28 protein-coding genes are annotated in these 22,594 nt (G+C 33.5%); 14 read left to right on the top strand and 14 right to left on the bottom strand.

The annotated features are described in order from the left end of the window. Positions 1–2: 2 nt before the first annotated feature. From HPY60_08900 to HPY60_08885, 4 genes are all read right to left on the bottom strand, one after another. The gene (locus tag HPY60_08900) at positions 3–413 is read right to left on the bottom strand and encodes a hypothetical protein (GenBank protein ID NPV51296.1); all 411 of its coding nucleotides are present in this window, start codon (positions 411–413) and stop codon (positions 3–5) included. Between the two features lie 76 nt (positions 414–489). Next, entirely contained in the window at positions 490–699 is a 210-nt protein-coding gene (locus HPY60_08895; GenBank protein NPV51295.1) for a TOBE domain-containing protein, read from the bottom strand. Positions 700–843: 144 nt separating this feature from the next. Beyond that, complete coding sequence (gene tsaA, locus HPY60_08890) at positions 844–1,323, bottom strand: tRNA (N6-threonylcarbamoyladenosine(37)-N6)-methyltransferase TrmO (GenBank protein ID NPV51294.1); 480 nt, start codon at positions 1,321–1,323, stop codon at positions 844–846. A gap of 47 nt (positions 1,324–1,370) precedes the next feature. Further along, entirely contained in the window at positions 1,371–2,051 is a 681-nt protein-coding gene (locus tag HPY60_08885; protein NPV51293.1) for a tetratricopeptide repeat protein, read from the bottom strand. 181 nt (positions 2,052–2,232) lie between these two features. On the opposite strand from HPY60_08885, the gene wtpA reads away from it, so the two are divergent. The 10 genes from wtpA to HPY60_08835 are packed head-to-tail and all read left to right on the top strand — an operon-like array spanning position 2,233 to position 9,988. Next, a complete protein-coding gene (wtpA, locus tag HPY60_08880) occupies positions 2,233–3,201 on the top strand; it encodes a tungstate ABC transporter substrate-binding protein WtpA (protein NPV51292.1) in 969 nt (322 codons plus the stop codon). A 13-nt stretch (positions 3,202–3,214) separates the two neighbouring features. Further along, on the top strand, positions 3,215–4,015 hold the full coding sequence (locus HPY60_08875; protein NPV51291.1) for an ABC transporter permease: 801 nt from the start codon (positions 3,215–3,217) through the stop codon (positions 4,013–4,015). Continuing rightward, a complete protein-coding gene (locus HPY60_08870) occupies positions 4,012–5,067 on the top strand; it encodes an ABC transporter ATP-binding protein (GenBank protein NPV51290.1) in 1,056 nt (351 codons plus the stop codon). The genes HPY60_08875 and HPY60_08870 overlap by 4 nt, the downstream gene beginning before the upstream one ends. Before the next feature lie 20 nt (positions 5,068–5,087). After that, positions 5,088–6,293 carry a molybdopterin molybdotransferase MoeA gene (locus tag HPY60_08865; GenBank protein ID NPV51289.1) on the top strand — a complete coding sequence of 402 codons (1,206 nt, stop codon included), beginning with the start codon at positions 5,088–5,090 and terminating at the stop codon, positions 6,291–6,293. A 1-nt stretch (position 6,294) separates the two neighbouring features. Next, positions 6,295–7,185, top strand: a complete 891-nt coding sequence (gene moaA / locus HPY60_08860; GenBank protein ID NPV51288.1) for a GTP 3',8-cyclase MoaA — start codon at positions 6,295–6,297, stop codon at positions 7,183–7,185. Between the two features lies 1 nt (position 7,186). After that, complete coding sequence (locus HPY60_08855) at positions 7,187–7,426, top strand: MoaD/ThiS family protein (GenBank protein ID NPV51287.1); 240 nt, start codon at positions 7,187–7,189, stop codon at positions 7,424–7,426. 2 nt (positions 7,427–7,428) lie between these two features. After that, positions 7,429–7,836, top strand: coding sequence for a molybdenum cofactor biosynthesis protein MoaE (locus tag HPY60_08850; GenBank protein ID NPV51286.1), 408 nt, complete (start codon positions 7,429–7,431; stop codon positions 7,834–7,836). A 2-nt stretch (positions 7,837–7,838) separates the two neighbouring features. Continuing rightward, positions 7,839–8,294: a cyclic pyranopterin monophosphate synthase MoaC gene (gene moaC / locus HPY60_08845; GenBank protein ID NPV51285.1), complete on the top strand. Its 456-nt coding sequence runs from the start codon at positions 7,839–7,841 to the stop codon at positions 8,292–8,294. Between the two features lie 2 nt (positions 8,295–8,296). Continuing rightward, the gene (locus HPY60_08840; GenBank protein NPV51284.1) at positions 8,297–8,794 is read left to right on the top strand and encodes a MogA/MoaB family molybdenum cofactor biosynthesis protein; all 498 of its coding nucleotides are present in this window, start codon (positions 8,297–8,299) and stop codon (positions 8,792–8,794) included. Further along, complete coding sequence (locus tag HPY60_08835; GenBank protein ID NPV51283.1) at positions 8,795–9,988, top strand: molybdopterin molybdotransferase MoeA; 1,194 nt, start codon at positions 8,795–8,797, stop codon at positions 9,986–9,988. Here HPY60_08835 and HPY60_08830 read toward each other — a convergent pair whose 3' ends face one another. Next, positions 9,989–10,231 (bottom strand): hypothetical protein, encoded by a 243-nt coding sequence (locus HPY60_08830; protein ID NPV51282.1) that lies wholly within the window; start codon positions 10,229–10,231, stop codon positions 9,989–9,991. It lies immediately after the preceding gene. Positions 10,232–10,452: 221 nt separating this feature from the next. Between HPY60_08830 and HPY60_08825 the strand changes: the two genes are divergently transcribed. Then, on the top strand, positions 10,453–10,599 hold the full coding sequence (locus HPY60_08825; protein NPV51281.1) for a hypothetical protein: 147 nt from the start codon (positions 10,453–10,455) through the stop codon (positions 10,597–10,599). A gap of 88 nt (positions 10,600–10,687) precedes the next feature. Continuing rightward, positions 10,688–11,380, top strand: coding sequence for a phosphatase PAP2 family protein (locus tag HPY60_08820; GenBank protein NPV51280.1), 693 nt, complete (start codon positions 10,688–10,690; stop codon positions 11,378–11,380). Here HPY60_08820 and HPY60_08815 read toward each other — a convergent pair. The 4 genes from HPY60_08815 to modA all read right to left on the bottom strand — a co-directional run bounded on the left by HPY60_08815 (position 11,361) and on the right by modA (position 16,361). Next, positions 11,361–13,403 carry a PAS domain S-box protein gene (locus HPY60_08815; GenBank protein NPV51279.1) on the bottom strand — a complete coding sequence of 681 codons (2,043 nt, stop codon included), beginning with the start codon at positions 13,401–13,403 and terminating at the stop codon, positions 11,361–11,363. The two genes, HPY60_08820 and HPY60_08815, sit on opposite strands and share 20 nt — an antisense overlap. Before the next feature lie 111 nt (positions 13,404–13,514). After that, on the bottom strand, positions 13,515–14,567 hold the full coding sequence (locus HPY60_08810) for an ABC transporter ATP-binding protein (protein ID NPV51278.1): 1,053 nt from the start codon (positions 14,565–14,567) through the stop codon (positions 13,515–13,517). A 15-nt stretch (positions 14,568–14,582) separates the two neighbouring features. After that, entirely contained in the window at positions 14,583–15,383 is an 801-nt protein-coding gene (modB, locus tag HPY60_08805; GenBank protein ID NPV51277.1) for a molybdate ABC transporter permease subunit, read from the bottom strand. Positions 15,384–15,551: 168 nt separating this feature from the next. Then, positions 15,552–16,361 carry a molybdate ABC transporter substrate-binding protein gene (modA, locus tag HPY60_08800; GenBank protein ID NPV51276.1) on the bottom strand — a complete coding sequence of 270 codons (810 nt, stop codon included), beginning with the start codon at positions 16,359–16,361 and terminating at the stop codon, positions 15,552–15,554. A gap of 356 nt (positions 16,362–16,717) precedes the next feature. On the opposite strand from modA, the gene HPY60_08795 reads away from it, so the two are divergent. Together HPY60_08795 and HPY60_08790 are read left to right on the top strand one after the other, a co-directional pair. Next, a complete protein-coding gene (locus HPY60_08795) occupies positions 16,718–17,803 on the top strand; it encodes a tyrosine-type recombinase/integrase (protein NPV51275.1) in 1,086 nt (361 codons plus the stop codon). A 148-nt stretch (positions 17,804–17,951) separates the two neighbouring features. After that, positions 17,952–18,230: a hypothetical protein gene (locus HPY60_08790; protein ID NPV51274.1), complete on the top strand. Its 279-nt coding sequence runs from the start codon at positions 17,952–17,954 to the stop codon at positions 18,228–18,230. A gap of 142 nt (positions 18,231–18,372) precedes the next feature. Here the strand turns inward: HPY60_08790 and HPY60_08785 are convergent, their stop codons facing one another. The 5 genes from HPY60_08785 to HPY60_08765 form a co-directional block, all read right to left on the bottom strand. After that, on the bottom strand, positions 18,373–19,839 hold the full coding sequence (locus tag HPY60_08785; GenBank protein ID NPV51273.1) for a tetratricopeptide repeat protein: 1,467 nt from the start codon (positions 19,837–19,839) through the stop codon (positions 18,373–18,375). Positions 19,840–19,842: 3 nt separating this feature from the next. Further along, positions 19,843–20,625 (bottom strand): DUF4013 domain-containing protein, encoded by a 783-nt coding sequence (locus HPY60_08780; GenBank protein ID NPV51272.1) that lies wholly within the window; start codon positions 20,623–20,625, stop codon positions 19,843–19,845. A gap of 188 nt (positions 20,626–20,813) precedes the next feature. Then, entirely contained in the window at positions 20,814–21,809 is a 996-nt protein-coding gene (locus tag HPY60_08775) for a tetratricopeptide repeat protein (GenBank protein NPV51271.1), read from the bottom strand. A 28-nt stretch (positions 21,810–21,837) separates the two neighbouring features. After that, positions 21,838–22,164: a hypothetical protein gene (locus HPY60_08770; GenBank protein NPV51270.1), complete on the bottom strand. Its 327-nt coding sequence runs from the start codon at positions 22,162–22,164 to the stop codon at positions 21,838–21,840. Further along, positions 22,161–22,532 carry a hypothetical protein gene (locus tag HPY60_08765; GenBank protein ID NPV51269.1) on the bottom strand — a complete coding sequence of 124 codons (372 nt, stop codon included), beginning with the start codon at positions 22,530–22,532 and terminating at the stop codon, positions 22,161–22,163. The genes HPY60_08770 and HPY60_08765 overlap by 4 nt, the downstream gene beginning before the upstream one ends. Positions 22,533–22,594: the final 62 nt, after the last annotated feature.

Raw genomic sequence — 22,594 nt, 5'->3', positions numbered from 1 at the left:
ATTTAATCGGATTTTCCAAATCCTAGTATTTTCATAAAAGAGAACATAGGGTGTGGTTTTGGTAGTATTTTGACTACAGGTTTTTGGCAACCGGCATATTTAAAATATACGTCTCCTTGTTTTACTGCCCTATATGTTACTGTAAGTGTTCCTGTTCCTGGGTCACATTTTGAACTCACTAAAATCGCCTTATCCGAATTTGTTTCATCTTCATTTTGTAATACTATTTGTGAAGGATTTACGGAACATGAACCAGGGGTATAATCAACTGAAACAATTGTAATGAATTCGCCTACATGGACAGTATCGTTAGTAGCATAAAACTCCTTAACGCAACATCCAAGAATTGACCCAATTCCAATAGTACTTATCAATAAAATCAAAGATATAACTACTACAGATAGTTTTTTCATTTTTTTACCTCGAATTTAGTATTAGTAAACTCTATATAAAGTTTTGGTAATCAATAATTAAAATAATAGGTCGCTGTTAATCGACTGAAATCATTACTTCCGTTGATTTTATAACAACTTTAACCTTTTGCCCTTCTTTTAATCCCAAAGATTCTACTGCGTCTCTTGTGATCATTGAAGTAATTATTGATGGTTTTGTAACGTCTACTTTAACGGTAGCTGCAACTTCTCCCTTTTTTATTTCTTTAATGACTCCTTCCATACTATTCCTTGCACTAATAACCATTTTACCACCAATAACTAAATTGAAATTTTAAGTATTTAAAGGTATTTAAGTAAGGTAAAAATAGAATGAAAGACTTTAAATTTTAGGAACATTAATTAATTTGTAGGTAAAATATATCATAAAAAATAAAGGAGACTGAAATATCTAAAAAGAGAATCTATTATCAGAAATGCATTCGTCTTTGTCAATTTTATTGGGAAACCAACCATCTTTTACATCTGGCCTTTGATCGAAATGTGATACATATGGTTTAATATCTAATACTGGCGTTTTATCAATAATATCGATTCCTGAAACATATATCATATTGCCCTCTATTTTCTCAACGGCAAGGAGAGATAATCCAATGCTATTTGGCCTTTTAGGTGCTCTAGTTGAAAAGATTCCTCTTTCAACGTCATCGAGAAAGGGCTTTATTTTTAGTGAAAATCCTTTAGAAAGATGAAAATGATAAATCAAGAAAATATGTGAGAATCCATCTAGGTCTTTTAAGCCATCAGAAAATTCAGGAAATATTTCTATTACACCTTTGTTATTAGAAAACACGGATTGTATTGGAACGTTAATCCCCTCTTTAAATTCTGAGTGGACAATTCCAATTGGAGAATAACATACTTTTTCCATAAAATTATTTTTAAGATATTTTTTATAAGTATATTTGAAAAGATAAATTAGAAATAGTCAGAATGCTTTTTTAAGAAATTGTAAAGTTGCTTGTCTTCTTCTCTTTTATTAAGGATAGAATATATGTTGTGAAGATTAATGTAAATATCTCCAATTTGAGGATGATCTGGCCCATACTCATGTATTAGGATTTGAAGCGCTCTTGTGTAGAGTTCTTCAGATTCATCGAATTTTTTCATTTCTTTTAAGAGGTTGGCAAGAGAGCATAGTATCGATATTATCTGACAATTTTCTTTTCCATAATCTTCCTCTTTAATCCTTAATACTCTTTTGTATAGTTGTTCTGCTTCTGGATATTTACCCTGAGACTGGTAAACAAAAGCAAGATTCTGCAAAACATTCAAAACAACTGTGTCCTTTCCAGAGAATACTTTCTCAAATATAGAAAGAGCTTTCTCATAAAATGATTCTGCTTGGGGAAAGTCTGCCTGGAACTGTGAAATGAGGCCAAGTAAAAATAAACTCATGCCTGAAGTTGAGTGATATGGTCCGTATACGTCAATAGCTTCGTTTAATGATTTTTTTGCAAGTCTTTTTGCTTCTGAATATTTTTCCATCTTTAATAATCTAATAGAAGCATTATAGAACTCTTCCCACAGTGTGAAACTTCCGCCTTCAATGTCCATCAGTTCACTATCCCTAACTCTATATTTGATTACATTAGGCATCTATATAAATATTATGGGCTTTAACTAAAAGGAATTGGGAATAATTCATATTTTTCTTAATAGGTGAATATGAATTCAGTTAATTTTAAATATCGTTATATTGTAAAAAACATAACGAGGTGATATTTTGAATAAAAGAAAAACATATCTTAAGATATCGGCAGTATTCCTCATTGGAATAATGGTGGCTTTAACCTTAGGTTGTACAACATCTGAGCCTAAGACAATAAGCGTATTCCACGCCGGAAGTTTGGCTCAGCCATTCCAAGCTGTTGAAAAAAATTTTGAAACGGCAAATAAAAATGTAGATGTTCAATTGGAAGCAGCAGGTAGTGTAGACACAATCAGAAAGGTAACTGAATTGGGAAAACAAGCAGACGTCATTGGTTCAGCAGATTATAGATTGATACCTCAAATGATGTACCCAGATTATGCTGACTGGTATATTGTTTTTGCTACAAACGAGATAGTTCTCTGTTACACTGATAAGAGTAAATATGCTGATGAAATTAATGCTGACAACTGGTATGAGATATTACAGAAACCTGATGTTCTTTGGGCATTTGGAAGTCCAAATATAGACCCCTGTGGTTACAGAACAGTAATGACAATAAAACTTGCTGACCTTGCTTACAATAAACCAGTATTCGATAATTTACTTGCAGCCCACACTGCCATTACAATCAAAGAGGAAAATGGAGTATATATGATAACAACTCCTGAGGCATTAAACCCAGATACAAAATACGTTACAATTAGAGACAAGTCTGAAGATCTAGTTTCTATGACAATTGCAGGTGGAATTGACTATGCATTTGAATATAGGTCTGTTGCAGAACAGAATAAATTAAAATACGTTGAATTACCCCCTTCAATAAATCTAAAAGATGTAAGATACGAATCAACTTACGCTAAAGTTAAGGTAATAATATCAAACGGAACCACTCAAACAGCCGCACCTATAGCTTATGGAATTACAGTTCCAAAAAATGCACAAAATAAAGATTTGGGAATCAAATACGTCGAACAAGTTATAAATGAAAATGGACAGAAGATTTTCAGAGACATGGGACAGCCACCCACAGTTCCTGCATTAGGATCAGGAAATATCCCAGAGCAATTAAAGAAATATGTAGAAATGATAGATTAAGGAGGCCTTAAATATGTTTTCGGAAATTAGAAGAAATCCTCTTCTAATTCTTTTTTTTATTTTCGGAATGTTGATAGTAGTTTATATAATAGCTGCATTATCAAATATGTTGTATAGCCAGTTAGTTCTCCATCCAGGAGACTTTATCGCAATTATAAAAGATCCAGATGTACTAAAATCTATCTGGTTAACTTTGTATACTTCATTCCTTGGAACACTTATAGGAGTTATACTAGGTATTCCTCTTGCTTATATTCTTGCAAGATATGAATTTCATGGAAAAGATATCATAGAGGCAATAGTAGACATACCCATTATTATCCCACATACTGTAGCAGGGATAGCTCTTTTTTCTTTGCTTATGAAAAGGGGCGTAGTCGGGATGGCATTTTCTAAAATAGGCATAGTTTTCCAAGACAACATGTGGGGAATTGTTATGGCAATGTTTTTTGTAAGTTGTCCCTTTTTTGTAGGCACTGTTAGGGAGGGATTTAAGAGTGTCAATCCAAATCTAGAAAGTGTTGCAAGAACTCTTGGAGCTTCCCAATGGAAATCATTCTATCAAATAGCCCTACCATTGACTTCACGCCATATATTTTCTGGAGCAATTATGTCATGGGCCAGGGGAATAAGCGAATTTGGTGCAATTATAATAATAGCATATTACCCAATGATAGCTTCAACTTTGATTTTGGCAAGATTTAATACTAACGGGCTGTTAGGTTCACAGCCAATTGCAGTCCTATTGATTATAATTTGCTTCATTACGTTTGTTGCTTTGAGGTTAGTTTCAAAGAGAGGGAGAAGAGTATGATACATATAGAAAGTCTAAGTAACAATTGGGGAGATTTCACATTAAAAAACATATCACTTGATATCAGAGAAAGTGAATACTTTGTTATCTTGGGGCCAACTGGAGCAGGAAAGACTTTATTACTAGAAATAATTGCAGGTTTGTATTTCCCCAAAGAGGGAAGAGTAATGATAAATGGTAACGATGTCACTTTTACCTCTCCAGAAAATCGAGGATTGGGATTTGTTTATCAAGACTACGCCCTTTTCCCCCACCTAAACGTTAAGAAAAATATCGAATACGGATTAAAGTTGAGGAAAGTTCCTGAAGAGGAGAGGGAGAAGAAAATTTCAGAGCTTGTAAAAATGCTTAAAATCAACCACCTTTTGCATAGAAATACTGAAACATTGAGTGGTGGAGAAAAGCAAAAAGTTGCATTGGCAAGAGCTTTGGCCATAAATCCCAAAATTATTCTTATGGACGAACCTTTTTCAGCCCTTGATGAAAACACAAAATCAAGACTTATTTCAGATATGAAAGAACTTCATAGATCAGAAGGGATAACTTTTGTCCACGTTACCCACAGCCAAGAAGAAGCTATACTGCTTGCAGACAGAATAGGAATTATGATGAAGGGGACAATTGTCCAAGTAGGAAATCCTGACGAAATATTTTACAAACCAGTAACAAAAGAAATTGCTCAATTTGTTAAAATTGAAAATATTTGGGAAGGAAAGATTACTGATAAAAAAGAAGAGGAAGTGGTAGTTGAAGTTAATGGAAACGAAATAGTAGCTTTATCTGACCACTTCAAAGTTGGACAAGAAGTGAGGCTGATAATAAGGCCAGAGGACATAATCTTAGGCAAGGGAAACACAAGCGCTAGAAATAATTTCAAAGGAAAAGTAACTTCTGTAATAAAACATGGTTTTTATTATATTATACGAATTGATTGTGGATTCCAAGTTGAAGCTGCTGTTACAAAGCAATCTATAGAAAATCTAAATATCAAAGAGGGAAAAGACATCAATATATTTTTTAAAGCCACTGCGCTTCAGCTAATTAAGAGATAGAATATATTAGATGGGATCCTTTGAAGTTCTTAAAACTTGATACTTATGAAGAAACGATGAAAAAAATTGAGGATAGCATGTCCTTTGAATCAAAATCGGAAGATACACCTATCGCATCTTCTTTGAATAGGATTTTATCAGAAGATTTAATTTCGCCTATTAATGTTCCCCATTATCCGAAGTCCCAAATGGATGGATATGCAGTAAGATCAGAAGACACATTTGAAGCTAGTGAAACTTCTCAGGTAAAACTAAAGTTAATTGAAACTATAAACGCAGGTAGCGCCCCAAGATATCCTATAAAAAAGAATACCTGTTCATACGTAGCTACAGGAGCGCCTGTTCCAGAGGGTGCAGATTCTGTTGTTATGATAGAAAATACTCAACTTCAAGGGGGGTCTATCATGCTTTCTAGAGGAGTAACTCCTGGAGAAAATATAATGAAGGTAGGGTATGATATAAAAAAGGGAAATCGTATCTTGCCTAAAAATACCCTTATTACACCTAAAGTAGTTGGATTACTTTCAGGTCTAGGCCTTAAGAAAATCAAAGTATATAAAAAATTAAAAGTCGGAATTTTTTCAACAGGAAATGAGATTATAACGCCTTGGGAGAATCTTGACTATGGTAAGACCTATGATGTTAATTCTTTTTATATCTCTTCAAAATTAGAAAAGTTAGGTTGTGATACCTATAATCTTGGTATTGCGAAAGATAGCAAAGAAGAGATAGTTTCCAAGTTAAATGAAGCAAAAAAATGCGATATAATTATCCTTTCTGCCGGAGCGTCAAAAGGAGAACGGGATTTTGTCGAGGAAGCAATCAATAGTTTTGGTAACTTAATAATTCACGGCATTAGTATCAAACCAGGAAAACCGACATTAGTTGGCCGAAAAGACAACAAACTGATTTTTGGACTGCCTGGACACCCGACATCTTCATTTGTGCTATTCAATGTTTTAGTAATGCCTTTTGTCTATAAAATGGCTGGCTTAGAAAAAAAATTAGAAGTTAAGAAATTTATTTCTAGCGAAAGGATTTATTCAACTAGAGGGAGAAAAGATTTCTTACCCGTTATGATCAAAGGAGAAGAAGTTTTATCCGTATTCCGCGGCAGTGGTGCAATATCAAGTTTTTTAAAAGCAGAGGGTATCGCAATAATTGAGGAGAACACTGAATTTGTAGATAAAGGAGAAGAATTAGAAGTAATATTGTTGGAAGATTAAAATGTCAGAATTGCCAGTGAAAGTACTTAGAGTAGCTTTAACTCAAAGATGCAATTTAAATTGCATATATTGTCACCATGAAGGCGAGTGCTCTCAATCAGATAATGGCAAGAAAGAGATAACAAAAGAAGAAATTGAAGATCTACTTAAAGTTTCTAAGGATTTAGGAATTAAAAAAGTTAGATTTACAGGTGGAGAACCACTTTTGAGGAAAGACGTGGTTGAAATTATTCAAATTGCTTCAAAATACATGGAAGATGTATCTATGTCGACAAATGGGGTTCTGTTGTGTGAAAAAATCTCAGAATTAAAAGAGGCAGGGATATCAAGAATCAATGTAACGTTGAATACTTTAAATGAAGAGACCTATAAGAGTATTACGGGCAAGAATAAATTGCAGGATGTTTTAGATGGAATTGGAAAAACCTATGATGAAAAAATATTCCCAATTAAAGTCAACATGGTTGTAATGCAGAGGAACTATAGGGAGATTAAAAATTTAGTCAGGTATACAAAAGAAGGGATGGTCCTTCAATTAATTGAACTTATATCTGAAAAAAATGGAACAGATTCTAAATTCTATAGAGAAAATTATGCAAGCTTATTGCCTATTGAAGAGTATCTAGAAAAACATTCCATAAAAATTGTTGAAAGGCAAAAACAACGCAGAAAAAAATACTTTGTACCTCAAGAAATTGAAGTAGTAAGGTCAATGCATAACACCGTATTCTGTAACAATTGTATGAGTATAAGAGTAACAAGTGAAGGGGAGATAAAAAATTGCCTTTTTAGAAATGATAATCTCATAAAAATACAGGATTTCTCTGATCACGAAAAACTAAAAGAGTCCTTGATTTATTCTATTAAAACAAAAACACCTTACTGGTGCTGAAATGAAAGTAACAGTGAAATATTTTGCATTTTTTAAAGAGTTAACTGGTACAGCCCAAGAATTTGTTGAAATAGAAAAGGGAAAAACGACAAGGGACCTTTTAGAAATTATTTTGAACAAATACAGATTAAAATACAATACAAAAATTGTAATAGCTCTAAATCAAGAGTATATCAAAACTGATGCCAGATTAAATGATGGTGACGAAGTTGCCATTATGGTACCTTCAAGTGGTGGTTAGATATGATTAGAATCCAAAAAGAAGATTTCAGCATTGATGATGAATTAAAAAAAATAAAGAATGATAAATGTGGGGCTTCAGTTATATTTTTAGGATCAGTTAAATCTGAAATGGATGGAAAAAAAGTCATGAAAATGGAACTTGATGCTTACGCCGAAATGGCTGAGAAAAAACTAAGGGAAATTGAAGTTGATGCAAAGAAAAAATATGACATCATAGAAAGTTTAGTTATTCACAGATACGGGGAACTTTTTGTTGGAGACAATATAGTCTTAATAATAGTGAAATCAATAGATAGGACAAAATCATTTGAAGGGTGTAAATATATCCTAGAAAGGCTAAAAGAGGAAGCACCAATATTTAAGAAAGAATATATGGAAGGTAATGTATTTTGGCATGGGGGGATATGATCTTGTTTTCTCATTTATCAGACAAAGGAGTAAAAATGGTGGACATCACATCAAAAGAGGTCACAGTTAGAACTGCAGTCGCAGAGGGCGAAATAAAACTAAAAAAGGAAACTATTAAGTTAATAAAACAAAATAAGATTACAAAAGGAAATGTTCTTACAACTGCCCAGATATCAGGTGTTCAGGCGGTAAAAAAGACCCCCAATATGATCCCACTTTGCCACCAGCTTCCGATTAATAAAGTGGATATAGAGTTTGATTTAAAAAATGAATCAATTAGCGTGACTTGCACAGTGAAGACAGAATCTAAAACGGGTGTTGAAATGGAAGCCTTAACAGGAGTCTCTGTAGCCTTGTTAACCATTTGGGATATGGTAAAGTCAAACGAGAAGGATTCTTCTGGCCAATACCCAGATACAGAAATTGGGCCTATAAGAGTCATTAAAAAGGAGAAATAATCATGTCTTCTGTAGAGCATAAAAATAAAGCCCCTAAAAGTTTAAATTATGCTATAATCACTATATCTGATTCTTGTTATAATGGTGTGGCAGAAGATAGGTCTGGCAAGTATATCTTAGAAAAATTATCAGAAAATAATCATGTTGCAAAAAAAATAGTTGTGCCTGATGAAGAGGATAAAATAAAGACGGCCATTTACGATTCTCTAGAAGGTATAGATTGCATAGTTACAACAGGAGGGACAGGGATCACAAAAAGAGATGTAACTATACAGACTATAAAAAAAATTATAACTAAAGAAATAGTAGGTTTTGGAGAGATTTTCAGGTACCTAAGCTATAAGGAGATAGGATTCCCAGCGATTATTTCTGGCGCCATTTGTGGAACGATTGATGACAAAATTATTTTCTGTCTTCCGGGGAGCCTAAATGCTGTAAAACTTGGAACAGATATTATCAGTTCAGAAGCCACACATTTAATAAAACACTTGAGGGAATAAATGAAAGAGTTCAAATCATTACTACCTTACAACAAAGCATTGGAATTAGTAAAAACTCATTCTAAAGAATTTGAGTCTGAAACAATCGAGTTAAATGATTCACTGGATAGGACCCTTTCTGAGGATATAGTTTCACCTGTTGATTCGCCCGCATTTGATAGATCTGCTATGGACGGTTATGCTGTACAGGCTAGGGATACCTTTCCCATATCCGAGGGTTCGCATGTTACTTTAGAGATTATTGATTCTGTGACTGCTGGAAAGGTATCAAATAACGAAGTGTTGACTGGTACTGCCATAGAAGTAATGACAGGTGCAATGATACCAAAAGGTGCTGATTCTGTAGTAATGCAGGAATTTGCAGAAAGGGATAACGATAAAGTTAGAATCTACAAAAAAGTTTTCCCGTATCTGCACGTTTCAAGAAAAGGGGAAGATATACGAAAAGGAGATCTGATATTAAAAAAAGGTACAATAATATCCCCTGAACATCTCTCCCTGTTAAAATCACTTGGAATTAAAAATATTCTTGTCAAAAAAACTCCTAGAATTTCAATCATTGTAACAGGTGATGAATTAGTTGAAGACGCAAATGAAATTGAAGCTGGTAAGATAATTGATTCAAATTCAATAATGTTGTCCGCACTGTCAAAAAAAGTTATGTGTAAAGTAGTTCATCAATTTAGAGTTGCTGATGACGAAGAGGAAATATTGAATGCTATAAAAACTTCAAAAAAAGACTCAGATATAATATTAATAACTGGTGGAAGTTCATTTGGTAAAAAAGACTTTATTCCAAAAATTATCAATGATATTATATTTCATGGTGTAACTATAAAACCGGGTAAGCCAATAGGCTTTGCAATTCAAGGTATTCCGATATTCATAATGTCTGGATACCCTGTAGCTTCTTTTGTCCAGTTCTATCTATTTGTCATACCATATCTAGAAAATATTTTGAAAACAAAAATAATAAACTCGGTGGATTTGCCATTCTCTGAAACTTATTCCTCTGAGTTAGGCAGAGTAGAATTTGTAAGATGTGTCCTAAAGGATAGTGAAATCTTTCCAATAAGACTTTCTGGGTCTGGAGTTATATCATCTATTTCTAATTCAACAGGATATGTTCTAATAAATGAAAACATAGAAGGTATAAATAAAGGAGAGAAGTGTAGATTTTATTATTACTTATGATTACAACTCTATAATTTTATTCAATTCTTCTTTAAACTGTTCAACTGAAAGTGAATGGCTCATCATTTGAAGCATTGTAGAAAGATTAGATAATGTCATGAGGTAATATTGCTTTGTGTTCTCATCATCCTTGAACTCATTCAACATTTTAATAGATTCTTTAACTATGGTTTTACAATCTTCAAGATTATCGCATTTCATTAATCCGCCATAGACCATCTTTTCAAAATCATTTAATTTCATTTTTTCACCAGTTAATAGCTTTGATTTTGGTATAATGGATTACTTATTAAACCTATTGGAAATAATCTGAATATATATTTCAAAATCCAAAAATATATAAGTCTAGAAATCCTAACATAATATAAAGGCTGGGGAAAGATTTGATTAATTGTTTGATCTTTGTAATTAACAAATAATATCTGTGATTTCCTTTCCCTTGAGTCTAGATTGGAGGTATGATTATGCCAGAAAAGGATATTAAGATAATAAGAAAGGAAATAGCTACGATAAGAAAAAGTCTTGATGAAGTTGAAAAAAGATTGGACAATATAGCTAAAATAAAGATAGGCGATGAAATTTATGAAGGGCCTGTTTCAGAAGCGCCCTAAAAATTATTTTTATTTTTCTACTTTATGCATTAAGCAAGGCATTCTTTTATTGAATATATTTAAGTAGGATATCTAAAGTTAAAATAGTATGAAGTTTTCTTTGAGATTGCTCACATTAAACTTATTTTCATTGATACTTTTTTTAGTTGTATTGATAGAAATATTGAATGGTGGCACTTTAGTTACATTTGATCATTCCATGTCTACCGCAATACATCAAATTAGAAGTACTTCTTTAACTTCACTTTCAATAGTTATTGACATTGTATTTGATTTGATACCCATGGTTGCAATATCAATCTTACTGTCAATATTTTTCTTGAGAAGATATTGCAATAAATTTGCTTTCTTTTTTGGAATTACAATGTTATTTGATGCTTTTGTGGTACTAGTATTAAAAGAACTGGTCAAAAGACCACGTCCGTTAGGGGACATTATAACAAAAACGGATTTTGGATTCCCCAGCGGACATACAGCCAATGTCGTAGTATTTTTTGGATTTTTAACTTATCTGGCTATGCATAAGATTAAATCTAAAACATTTAAAGTAATTATTATTAGTTTGTCCTCTTTTATGATTTTGCTAATAGGATTCTCAAGGATTTATCTAAATGTTCATTGGCTAACAGATGTCATAAGTGGATTTGGATTAGGTGTGTACATCTTGACAGGGAGTATCATGTTAAAAGAATATACTGGAAAGCTAAAATGTGCCTCTAAAGACAATACAATTCTTTTAACTAGAAAAAATGTGTCTGATTTTACAGTTTTTTTAATTTGATTATAAATGTAGATCCACACGGTTTATTATCTTCAACTGTTATCGATCCACCGTACCTTTCAATTACTTTCTTCACAATGAATAGGCCCAATCCACTACCTCTACTTTCACCAAAACTTGAACCTTCGTCAAAAATATTGTCTTTTATATCATCAGTTATTCCAGTTCCGTAGTCAGAGATTATAATTTGGCATATGTTTTTCTTGTCCTTAATTGAGACATCAACCCTATCTGTCTTTCCGTGTATTACGGCATTCCTTATTATATTGTCAAAAACAGAAAATATGGCATCGTCAGTACCAATCTCACAATTTCCATTTATATTGAATTGAATTTCTTTATAATCCTTTGTAACTTCCTTAATGACTTCATTGAGCTGATATTTTTCTACATGTGATCCTGAAATAAGTGCTTGCTCAAGTTCCCTCATCCTTTCTATAAGATTTATACTCTTATTGATGGCTTTTAATGCCTTTTGTTTTAATCTTTCGTCGGTCTCTTGCATCAAGTCGATTGCTGTAAGGACTATAGTAAGATCATTTAGAATATCGTGCCTTAATATTTTATTAAGAATTCTTAATGTTTCATTTAATTCTATTAATTGTTTCTCATATAATTTTCTAGTTGTTACGTTGTGCACGAGTCCACGATATCCCATGATATTTCCTTTGTTATCTCGCCAAGGTGTAAAAGAAATTAGGGAGTATATCCTTTCCCCTTTTTTTGTTTTTAGATTTAAAGGGTACTCCTTAACAGATCCCATTTCTTCAACTTTTCTTTGAAATTCAACTCTTTCTTCAGGTGATTCATAAAACTCAATAATATTAGAACCAATCAAATCATGTATAGGAATATCAAGCAATTTTGCTGCTGCTTCGTTTGCATCTATAATCTCGCCATCTAAATTAGTGGCCCAAATTGCATCCATTGATTCTTCAAATAAAGTACGGTACTTCTCTTCACTTTCTCTTAGTACGTTAGATGATTTTTGTATATTTTCTATCATTTCATTAATCTTTGATGCAAGAGAATCAATTTCGTCGTCTCCTTGAATTTTTAATCTAGAAGAATAATCATTTGTAGTTGAGATTTCTTTCACTTCTTTTTCAATTGTATAAATTTTAGAGAGAATCCCTTTTTCCAAAGCTAGAATGAATGCAATTCCAAAAAGAAGGCTAAATCCCAACATTGTTAACAAAAAAGAGATATTTCCTTTTTTTGATGCCATGTATAAATCTCTTGGAACCTCTATTTCTAACAAAATCCCGGGTCTTCCATATATATCTTTTAAAATGTGGTATCCACGAATTTTTGAGTCGCTAATTACTTTTGAATAGCCCATTTTATTTTTTTGTAGGTCTGGGGAGGGATTTTCTAGAACTGAATCCGATTCAGGGGACCCTATCCTATACAAATTAATTGGATTCGGGGATATGTCTGACAAATCACTTATTAGTTTCGAATCTACAAATCGTCCGAGGATAAGAGTTCCGGCTATTGGCCCTGTTGAGTCACTTTTTAAGATAGGTTGAGATGCCAAAATAACGGCGCTTTCTTTGGTATCTATTATCCCTTTGATAGAATTATCGGGGTCTAATATTGAAAGTAGTTCAGAGTTAGATAATATATCCTCTAAACTCTGTGGAAAATCAATTTCTTTATTTTCAGTTAGGTCAAAAGCTTTTTTATAGATTATTTTGCCATTAGCATCCTTTATGACAAAAAAATTAATTCTCAGGGTGAAAAAAGTATCATCCATTAAATTATTATTTATATATTCTTTGTTTTTATCGATAGCAAAATAATAAGTATCGTTCCAAAATGCCCAATCAACGGTAATTGAATCTAAATTTGATATTTCATGATTAATTAGTTTTACTGATTTTTCAAGTTCTTTTGATACAGTATCATTTTCAATTTCATGGGTTCTTTCTACCATTAATAATCCAGAAAATAGAGAAATCAAAATAGTTGGAACTATAATCATTAGAACAATTAATCTACTTTTCTTCCGAAGATTCAATTGAATATCCCCTATTTTTGCACTAGTTTTAAAATTGAAAAGGAATCAGTTATATAAGTTTTACTTTTTTAGTTTATTGCTTAAAAAATATAAGAACTATAAAAATAAAATTTAATCGGGTACAATATGTGCAGAAGTTGCTTTAAAAATAGCATAAACCTGAGTTCCCTCTCTAAGTTTTAGAGTCTCTTTTGATCTCTTTGTCACCATTGAAACAAGATCATTATCTAGTCTTATACGAGTTAAAGCTCCCAAATCTTCCATCTCAGCTATATTTCCAGATATAATATTTTGGGCACTGTTGTCAGAATTATTTTTTGAGATAATTATATCTTCAGGCCTAATACATATCTTTACATTTCCATTATCAAAATCTGAAAAAGCAAATATTTTACCATATGGCTCTACTTCTATTTCTGCTAAACCTCCCTCGTTTTTGCATATTTTTCCGTTTAGTATATTTTCAATTCCAACAAATTCTGCTATTTTATCATTCAATGGTTTATTAAAAATTTCAGCAGGAGTTCCTACTTGAACTAACTTACCTTGCATTACGATAGCTATCCTGTCTGCAAGAGCCATTGCTTCAGTCTGATCATGGGTAACATGAATTACTGTAATGTTAAACTCTTTTTTCACACGTTTTAGCTCTTCGCGTAAATGATATTTGGTCCTTGAATCAAGTGCCGATAATGGTTCATCTAAAAGTAATATGTCGGGCTCTGTAGCGATTGCACGTGCAATAGCTACCTTTTGCTGTTCGCCACCACTCAATGTAGACGGATATCTGTGGGCGAGATGTGTGACCCCTAATAACTCTTCAAGTTTCTCTACTTTCCTTTTTATCTCATTTTTATCAACTTTTTTAGTTTTTAATCCAAATCCAATGTTTTCTTCGACTGTTAAAAATGGGAAAAGGATATAGTCTTGATATACCATACCAATATTTCTTTCTCTAGGAGGTATGTGGGTAATATCTCGATTATTTGAAAAGATTCTTCCTTTATCTGGTAAAAAAATACCTGCTATAGTCTCCAGCAAAATGGATTTACCTGCACCAGTAGGCCCTAGTATCACAAAATATTCTTTATCATATATTTCGAGAGAAACGTTACTTAAAAAAAATTCGCCTAAATCTTTTGAGATATTTTCTATTCTTATAATAGTACCACCTTCTTATCAAAAAACACGAGCAAACCCCCCATATTTTTCAAAGATAAACAGAGAAATAAGTGAGATAATGATGAGTATTGTAGCCGAAGCAATGGCCAAATTAAGTTCTCCGCATGACATGTTCAGATACAACGAGATGGGTAGTGTTTCTGTTTGCATACGGGTAGCCCCTGCAATCATTAAAGCTGCCCCAAATTCGCCTATCCCTTTTGACCATGTTATAACAGAGCCTGCCAAGATGCCATTTTTTGCCATAGGTAGTGTGACTTTCCAAAAAGTTTGCCCGTCTGTACAACCGAGTGTCTTTGAAACATGTTCATATCTAGGATTTATGCCCTCAAAAGTACCACGAAGTATTCTAAACATATACGGAACATTAACGAAAAATTGTGCAACAATAATTCCCAGGGGAGTGAATACCAAAGCAAGCCCTTGTTCTGAAAGAGTTTTTCCAAAAGAGGTTGTACCAAAAAAGATCAATAACCCCACTCCCGCTACCAAGGGAGGTAGAGCTAAAGGTACATCAAGAATTGTATTAACTATAATTTTTCCTGGAAATTTGTAACGGGCAATAGAATAAGCGACAGGTATTGATACAGCAATACAAAGTAAAGTGGAAACTGCAGATGTTATTAAACTTAACTTAATAGCAAACTGTATTTCCTCACCAAACAAACTTGATAATAAAGCATTCCATGTGGTGTGGGTAACTACACAAAAAATCTGTGCCAGTATAAAGACAGTAAGTAATATAGTTACAAATATTAATGAAATTTCCATTTTTGATTCCTTAAGTTTCTTTAACATAATATCCCTTCTTTAATGACGCTCTATATCCTAAAAACTAATTAATTTTTCACTCGACGCAGGTTCTTCAAATTTTAATTAATAATGAATAAAGAAAAATATAGGATAAAGAAAATATCTTCATCCTAATCTACAATATCTCCTTCTTAATTCATTTCTCCATATGTTTCAGTTGCCATAGGTAGGATTTGGGTAGGCGGTGAATCCGTGTTTTTCAAATATTTCTTTTCCTTCTTTAGAGGTAACATAATCTACAAATTGTTTTGCAGTATTTGGATTTTTAGAAAATGTAGTAACTCCGATAGGGACAATTTCAATAATATTCTGGTTTGCAGGAATTTCGATTATATCTATTTCTTCAACGAATTTAACAGTGTCCCACCAATTCAAAGAGGCGTCTGCTTGACCCATAGCAATTTGTACCAGTACTTCATTCATTGTTGGTAAAGTAGCAATTACGTTTGGCCATACCTCTTCGTAAAGTTCATTCTTCTCTAATATTTCTACACCTAATCTGCCAATAGCGGCCGCTTTGGGATCGCCCCAAACTAGTTTTACACCAGGTTTGGCAAAATCCTCAAGAGAGTAAATTTTAGCAGGATTACCTTTAGGAACTGTTATTATTGGTATATGATAACATATATCTTGTTTGTAGCCTATTAATCCCTTGTCAGCAGCTACATCAATATACATTCTTTCGCCCGGCATATAACAGTCTCCTTCTTTTGTTAGTTCCATCTGACTAAGAAGGGCGTTAGAGCCAGCATAATTATATTTTACGCTTACCCCGTACTTTTCTTCAAATTTTGTTCCAACTTCATCCATAGGCTTTCTCATTCCTGCACCACAGTAAACCATAATAGAATCAACATGTTCTATATCACTGGTTGGTGTTTGGGTAGTACAACCAGAAAAAATCATGGTTAAAGTTAAGGCCAATAAGAAAATTATTTCAATTCTTTTGATGTTTTTTTCCACTTAAATCACCTCAGGGATTATGAATAATTATTCATTATAAATGTTTCGGTTATGTTAGTAAAAACATATCGTAAATAAAAAAAATATGCCCCAATTTAAGATATTGAACAAAAAATAATGAGGAATCTTTGAAGATCCAGAAAATATGTGAAGCCGTTGGGGAGCCAATTTAATAAATACGAAATCACTGGGAGAATGTATATATCTTAACTGCCAAATGTTAAGGTCATGGACATTCACAAGGGAAAAATAAGATATGAAAATCAAATGGCTCTGCTGGAGAATCAAACATCTGTGAAGAAAACAAAACTGCGATAAAGGAATTCAAGAGTTACCTAATAGCCACTAGAATTGGCTTGCATAGAACTATCAGGTACATGTCTTCGCTAAGATTAGTTTGCGAGAGGTATAAGGATAAGCCTTTTTCTGAGTGGGAATTAAAAGATACGACAGAAGTTCTAGAAAAAATTGAAATGTTAGATATATCCCTTCATACAAAAAATGAATTCCAGAAGGGCCTTAGAAGATTCTTCAAATGGTACAAGGGAGAAAAATGGGAAGGAATTGAACCCTTAAGAGGTAACAGAAGAGTTGATAGAAAACCCGATATTCTCACAAAGGATGAAGTATTCTCGTTAATTGATTCAGCTAAGCATCCCAGGGATAAGGCCATGATTGCACTCCTTTATGAAGGCGGTTTTAGGATAGGTGAGCTTGCATCGATAAGATTTAAGGACATAGAGTTCAACAAGTTTGGCGGCAAGGTCAAAGTGAGCGGAAAGACCGGGGAGAGGCTAGTCCCTTTTGTTTTCTCTGAATCCTACATTAAGAACTGGATGCAGATGCATCCATGCCCAGGGGAGGATACAGAACTCTTTGTTGGGCTAGGAATGAGGAATTATGGCAAATCCCTCTATTATGATGTCTATAGTCTCGTATTGAAAAAGGCGGTGAAAAATGCAGGACTAAAAAAGAAGATTACCCCACATCTTTTGCGACATGCCCGTGCCACACATCTGGCCTCAAAATTGACAGAGTCAGAAATGTGCCACTACCTTGGTTGGCAGATGGGCTCAGACATGCCAAGGATATATGTCCATCTTTCAGGGAGGGATATTGATAAGGCCATCTACAACAAAGTCTATGGATTTGAAACTGATGAAAAAAAGGAAAAAGAATCCCTAAAACCCTTAATATGCCCAAGATGCAAGGAGAACTGCGGCCCCACATCAGAGTTCTGCTACCGCTGCGGGATGTCGCTAGAGGAAGATAAAATCTTTGAAATAGAAAAACATGAAAAGGAATTAAAAAAATTCTTTTTTGAATGCGCTGAAAAAGACGTTGGACTCATAAAAAACCTCAACAAGTTTTTAGAATTCATTGAGGTTATTGACTCTGACCCAGATTTGAAAGAAAGGATTAGAAAGAAACAAGGAAGATAAAATAAAGTCTTATATATTTTTTATTTCGTATATGTTAAATTTCTATTTTATAATCTCCTAGATTAAGCGTAGATACAAATTTTCTGGCCCTATTTTTAGATCCATATCCTGACAATGTATTAGTCCGACCTTTGCATAATACAATCAGGTGATGCAAACGGCAGCAATTATTGAAATGAACGGGAAGAAGTTTGTTGATGGAAGTGAGATAATATCTGCTTGGAAGAGCGAAACTGGCTGGCACTGGTTTGCAACAGAAGTTTCTGAGATTAGACTAGTTGAAGATGATACCGGCGGCTCTATGATAAACGGGAAGCCCGAGAACGACATAATCTATTACGGCCTAGTTTTAGGGCCAACTGAGGAGTGGGGCTACTTCTCCGGTAGGGAACTAGAGATGGACAAAATGGTAAAAAAATTATTTTAAATTTTTTATTAAACGATCCTTTAACTTTACCAGCTTCTATTAAAAGATAAGGCCAATTCTTTTAATAGGATCTGGCCTTAAAAATAATTTCTTGTAAATCGTTTCTATTTAACTTAATAAACTATATCTGGAAATTACAACTTCAATAATTATTCTCTTCCGCCTTTTTCTCTTCTTTTAGTTTCTGTATCATTTCAGAACATTTCTTAGTTTCTTCCTCTTGTCCAAGAACTCTGTGTAAATTAGCTTTGTCATACCATACCAAAATGTACTTTGGATCAGCCTCTATGGATTTTTCATAACAATACAAAGCATCTTCATATTTTCTTATTATGTAGTAAGAGTATCCTTTAATATGCCAAACATCTGCAGAGTTTGGATTAAGTTCAAGGTATTTATCATAACAGTATATCGCTTCAGAGAATTTGCCTTGTTTTCTAAGTGCGTTTCCCATATTTCTCCAATATAGGGGCTCATTTGGATTAATTTGAATGGCCTTCTCATAGCAGTTAATTTGATCATCGTATTTTCTTTGTTCTCCGTATACTACACCTTTATTGTTCCAGGATGGTGCAAATTCTGGATTTATTTCTAAAACATTTTCATAGCATTCCAAGGCTCTTGAAAAATCTCCATTATCACTGAACTCTATCCCTTTTGAATTCCAAGAATAAACTATGTAATCTTTAGCGTCTTCATTTTCTGGATCTAATTCCAATGCTTTTTCAAGTTCCAGTATGGCTCTATCATAATCATCTTTTTCGTAAAACTCTATACCTTTATCGCAATGAATCATAGAGTAAGAAAGGTTAATGTATCTAACTGCTTCTGAGTCATTTGGTACAAATTCAAGATATTTCTCAAAATTGTGAATTGCTTTGTCATATAGTTTAAGTTCATATAAAGATGCAGCCTTACTATAATATGGATTTGGATCTTTGGGATCTAGCTCTGTAACTTTATCAAAGCAGTTAATAGCCTCGGGGTATTTTCCCATATTGCACAAAGTAAGTCCTTTGTTGTACCAAGCATGCGATAAGTTTGGATCTATATTTATCGCTTTATTGTAGCAGGCTATGGCTTCTGAAAATAATCCAAAATAATTCATCAATGTTCCCTTATTGTACCATACAAGGGCATTTTTAGGATTTATTTCTATTGATTTCTCATAACATTCCAAAGCTTCTTTGTTCATGTCTTTGGTCTGTAGGATAATCCCCTTGTAAAACCATACCTCTGCTAAATTCGGATTTAATTCTAAGGCTTTATCAAATTTTTCTAGCGCTTCATCATAATTTTCTTCATTGTATAAGGATACTCCTTCTGCAATATATTTTTCTGCATTTGGAGCGAATGCTGTCAAGCCAACTATTATTAGCATTATGACAAGAATTGGCATAACCAGTATGAGAGAATTAAGATTTTTGAATTTAGGGCCAATATTCTTTTTTGACTTTAAGTTAATGCCGCAGTAGAGGCAGGTGCTCCACTCAGAATTTATCTCCTTTTTGCAATTTGGGCAAATGGTTTTTTTGAATGACATGCAACTGGGGCACTGTATTGATTCTTCTTCTAGTTCTGCTCCGCATACTTCACATTTATTTCGCATATATCAAGCCCCATCTATTTCCTTGATTACGTCTGCAAAGAAGGAGAAAGATATCATGCTTATGATAAAGTACACTATTGCTGGCAGCAGCGAAAGCCCATTTGATAAACGCATGGCCAGGAATGGATTATAAAAGAAAAGGCCCATCGGAAGGAAAGATATAGCATGGTATCCTAGATTCAGAACAAAGAAAATCATCCAAGCACCCAGATATTTCTTAGTAATGGCGTATTTCTTTATCAAAGTGAAATTGAAGGCCTCTTCGAATTTATCGTGTCTGTAATAATTCAGAACAGCAATAGGTATTAAATACCATATATATGCTATTAAAACAAAAATAATAATTAGAAATGGCAATGCCTCAATTAAGGAATTGGTAAGGAGTGGCATCATTTGTTTTATCATAAAATCCATTATTTCAATTGCATCCTTAGGATTTATGGGGTTAGAAGTTGGCACAGGAAGAGAATCGAATTTTACTGACTCCATTCCTCTAATAACACTTGGTGCGATAACTTTGAAGAAAACAAAAAAGTAAGACACAATAATGGGAATTGAATAAATAAATTCTATTAAGTATCCTTTGAATCCTTTGACAAGCATATCCTTTAGGTCGCCCCATTCCGCCATCATCCCTGTTTGCACATCTTTCTTAATGTCTGAACATTCAAGTATATATCCAAAAGATATCCAATTAACAATAGGCACAAAACTGGCTATTATCCCGATGAATAGTTTCCTAAAATCAGAAAAAGGTTTTTTAAATGATATAGTATAATTTACCATTTGCTCACTGAATTGTATTATGCCTTTTCCCTATATTTAAGGATATGGAAAAAAATAGGGAAAATAGGGAAAGAGTTTATACAATATAACGCTTGTAATATAAGAGAAAATCCATTGTTTTAGGTTATATTACAACGGGTTATAACATTGGTAAAATTATAAAGTCTAACTTAATAATCTATAATTGATTATTCTTTGTATCCAAGTTCTTTTGCCTTGTTGAAACATTCTTGGGCTTCTGTATTTCTTCCAAGTGCTTGGAGTGCAACTCCTTTGCCATTCCATGCAGATACCTTATTTGGATCTAACTCAATCGATTTGTCAAAGCATTCTATAGCTTCGGAATATTTACCTTGATGATTAAGTGAATTTCCTTTGTTGGCCCATGAACGTGCATAAGTTGGATCTAGTACAAGTGCCTTGTCATAGCATTTTATAGCTTCGGAATATTTGCCTTGATAGCTAAGTGCAACTCCTTTGCCGTTCCATACAAACGCATCGTTCAGATTTAACTCAATTGCCTTGTCAAAGCATTTTATAGCTTCGGAATATTTGCGTTGTTCATTAAGTGAATTTCCTTTGTTGACCCATGAACGTGCATAAGTTGGATCTAACTCAATCGATTTGTCAAAGCATTCTATAGCTTCGGAATGTTCGCCTTGATAGCTAAGTCCAACTCCTTTGCCATTCCATACTGATGCATTATTTGGATCTAACTCAATCGATTTGTCAAAGCATTCTATAGCTTCCGAGTATATGCCTTGATGAATAAGTGCAACCCCTTTGTTATTCCATACTGATGCATTATTTGGATCTAACTCAATCGATTTGTCAAAGCATTCTATAGCTTCGGAATATTTACCTTGATGATTAAGTACAAATCCTTTGTTATTCCATACTGACGCATTATTTGGATCTAACTCAATCGATTTGTCAAAGCATTCTATAGCTTCGGAATATTTGCCTTGTTTTCTTAATTCAATTCCTTTGTTATACCATTCTACAGCCTCATCCTTTCCGGGAGTAGTTGTTACTTCCTCTTTCTGTTCTACAGTCTGATTAGAATGTGTTGTGGTCTCTCCGCATCCCGCCAAAAGCAAAGTACCTATCAGAACCAAAACTAATATAATTGCATTTGTTATTCTTATCGAGTTTAACCTTATTATTTTTTGTTTAATTATCATATTATTCTCCGTTTAATAGAAATCCCTATTATTCTGGTTTATTTTTAACTAATGATCCAGAATTAAGATTAATTTCAATTCCTCCAATTCTTTTTGAGAAGAAATTGTAAAGTCCACAGACGATTGCTGCTGCGATAGCCATGTATATTGCGGAAAAGATTGGATTGACAATAATTCCATTAAGAACGAGGCTTCCATAAAATGAAGGATCGCTCTGAAAAATTGTTGTGAATGGCCTGGCCACAGTCCAAAATACAATAGAAATTATCCCTGAAATTAATCCATATACCAATCCCACAATTGCAGCTACCTTAAAAATTGTTGTAAGCCTAAATCTTTTTAGAATGTATTTCATGTACTTTCAGCCTCGATTGTTGTATTTGGCACTACTCCTGCGTTAGACTCTTCAAATTCCGTTAGCTCAAAGATAACGCCACCTGTTTTTTTTGCAACAAGATTGTATATCCAAGAGTACAAGGCACCTGTCACTGCCCCACCAACAGTGTAGAATATGGGGTAGATAATGACTGACCATCTGCTAAAAAATATTCTAAAAAAGGATTGAAATAGTGGGTCTGAAATGGGCGGAATCCCCATCGACCTTGACATGGACGATATCAATGCCCCGATTAGCAATCCAAATGTAAATCCTACTAGAGCCCCAAAGGCCGTCGAAATTTTAACAACAGATTTTATTCCAAATTTATTGATTTCATATTCCAAAAAAATCACCTTTTATTTTTTCACTTTTATATGGCCTTTTCCCTATATTTAAGGATATGGAA

This window comes from Methanofastidiosum sp. (assembly GCA_013178285.1).
GTDB lineage: Archaea > Methanobacteriota_B > Thermococci > Methanofastidiosales > Methanofastidiosaceae > Methanofastidiosum.
The sequence above is the reverse complement of the archived record's forward strand: the minus strand, read 5'-3'. Positions and strand labels throughout refer to the sequence as shown.

What these genes read in the sequence shown, in the direction of transcription:
- HPY60_08775 (NPV51271.1), bottom strand. Translation starts at nt 21,809, where the DNA reads ATGATAATTAAACAAAAAATAATAAGGTTAAACTCGATAAGAATAACA.
- HPY60_08895 (NPV51295.1), bottom strand. Translation starts at nt 699, where the DNA reads ATGGTTATTAGTGCAAGGAATAGTATGGAAGGAGTCATTAAAGAAATA.
- HPY60_08785 (NPV51273.1), bottom strand. Translation starts at nt 19,839, where the DNA reads ATGCGAAATAAATGTGAAGTATGCGGAGCAGAACTAGAAGAAGAATCA.
- HPY60_08840 (NPV51284.1), top strand. Translation starts at nt 8,297, where the DNA reads ATGTCTTCTGTAGAGCATAAAAATAAAGCCCCTAAAAGTTTAAATTAT.
- HPY60_08870 (NPV51290.1), top strand. Translation starts at nt 4,012, where the DNA reads ATGATACATATAGAAAGTCTAAGTAACAATTGGGGAGATTTCACATTA.
- HPY60_08835 (NPV51283.1), top strand. Translation starts at nt 8,795, where the DNA reads ATGAAAGAGTTCAAATCATTACTACCTTACAACAAAGCATTGGAATTA.
- HPY60_08820 (NPV51280.1), top strand. Translation starts at nt 10,688, where the DNA reads ATGAAGTTTTCTTTGAGATTGCTCACATTAAACTTATTTTCATTGATA.
- HPY60_08900 (NPV51296.1), bottom strand. Translation starts at nt 413, where the DNA reads ATGAAAAAACTATCTGTAGTAGTTATATCTTTGATTTTATTGATAAGT.
- HPY60_08885 (NPV51293.1), bottom strand. Translation starts at nt 2,051, where the DNA reads ATGCCTAATGTAATCAAATATAGAGTTAGGGATAGTGAACTGATGGAC.
- HPY60_08770 (NPV51270.1), bottom strand. Translation starts at nt 22,164, where the DNA reads ATGAAATACATTCTAAAAAGATTTAGGCTTACAACAATTTTTAAGGTA.
- tsaA (NPV51294.1), bottom strand. Translation starts at nt 1,323, where the DNA reads ATGGAAAAAGTATGTTATTCTCCAATTGGAATTGTCCACTCAGAATTT.
- HPY60_08780 (NPV51272.1), bottom strand. Translation starts at nt 20,625, where the DNA reads ATGGTAAATTATACTATATCATTTAAAAAACCTTTTTCTGATTTTAGG.
- HPY60_08875 (NPV51291.1), top strand. Translation starts at nt 3,215, where the DNA reads ATGTTTTCGGAAATTAGAAGAAATCCTCTTCTAATTCTTTTTTTTATT.
- modB (NPV51277.1), bottom strand. Translation starts at nt 15,383, where the DNA reads ATGTTAAAGAAACTTAAGGAATCAAAAATGGAAATTTCATTAATATTT.
- HPY60_08825 (NPV51281.1), top strand. Translation starts at nt 10,453, where the DNA reads ATGCCAGAAAAGGATATTAAGATAATAAGAAAGGAAATAGCTACGATA.
- moaA (NPV51288.1), top strand. Translation starts at nt 6,295, where the DNA reads ATGTCAGAATTGCCAGTGAAAGTACTTAGAGTAGCTTTAACTCAAAGA.
- HPY60_08830 (NPV51282.1), bottom strand. Translation starts at nt 10,231, where the DNA reads ATGAAATTAAATGATTTTGAAAAGATGGTCTATGGCGGATTAATGAAA.
- wtpA (NPV51292.1), top strand. Translation starts at nt 2,233, where the DNA reads ATGGTGGCTTTAACCTTAGGTTGTACAACATCTGAGCCTAAGACAATA.
- HPY60_08855 (NPV51287.1), top strand. Translation starts at nt 7,187, where the DNA reads ATGAAAGTAACAGTGAAATATTTTGCATTTTTTAAAGAGTTAACTGGT.
- HPY60_08850 (NPV51286.1), top strand. Translation starts at nt 7,429, where the DNA reads ATGATTAGAATCCAAAAAGAAGATTTCAGCATTGATGATGAATTAAAA.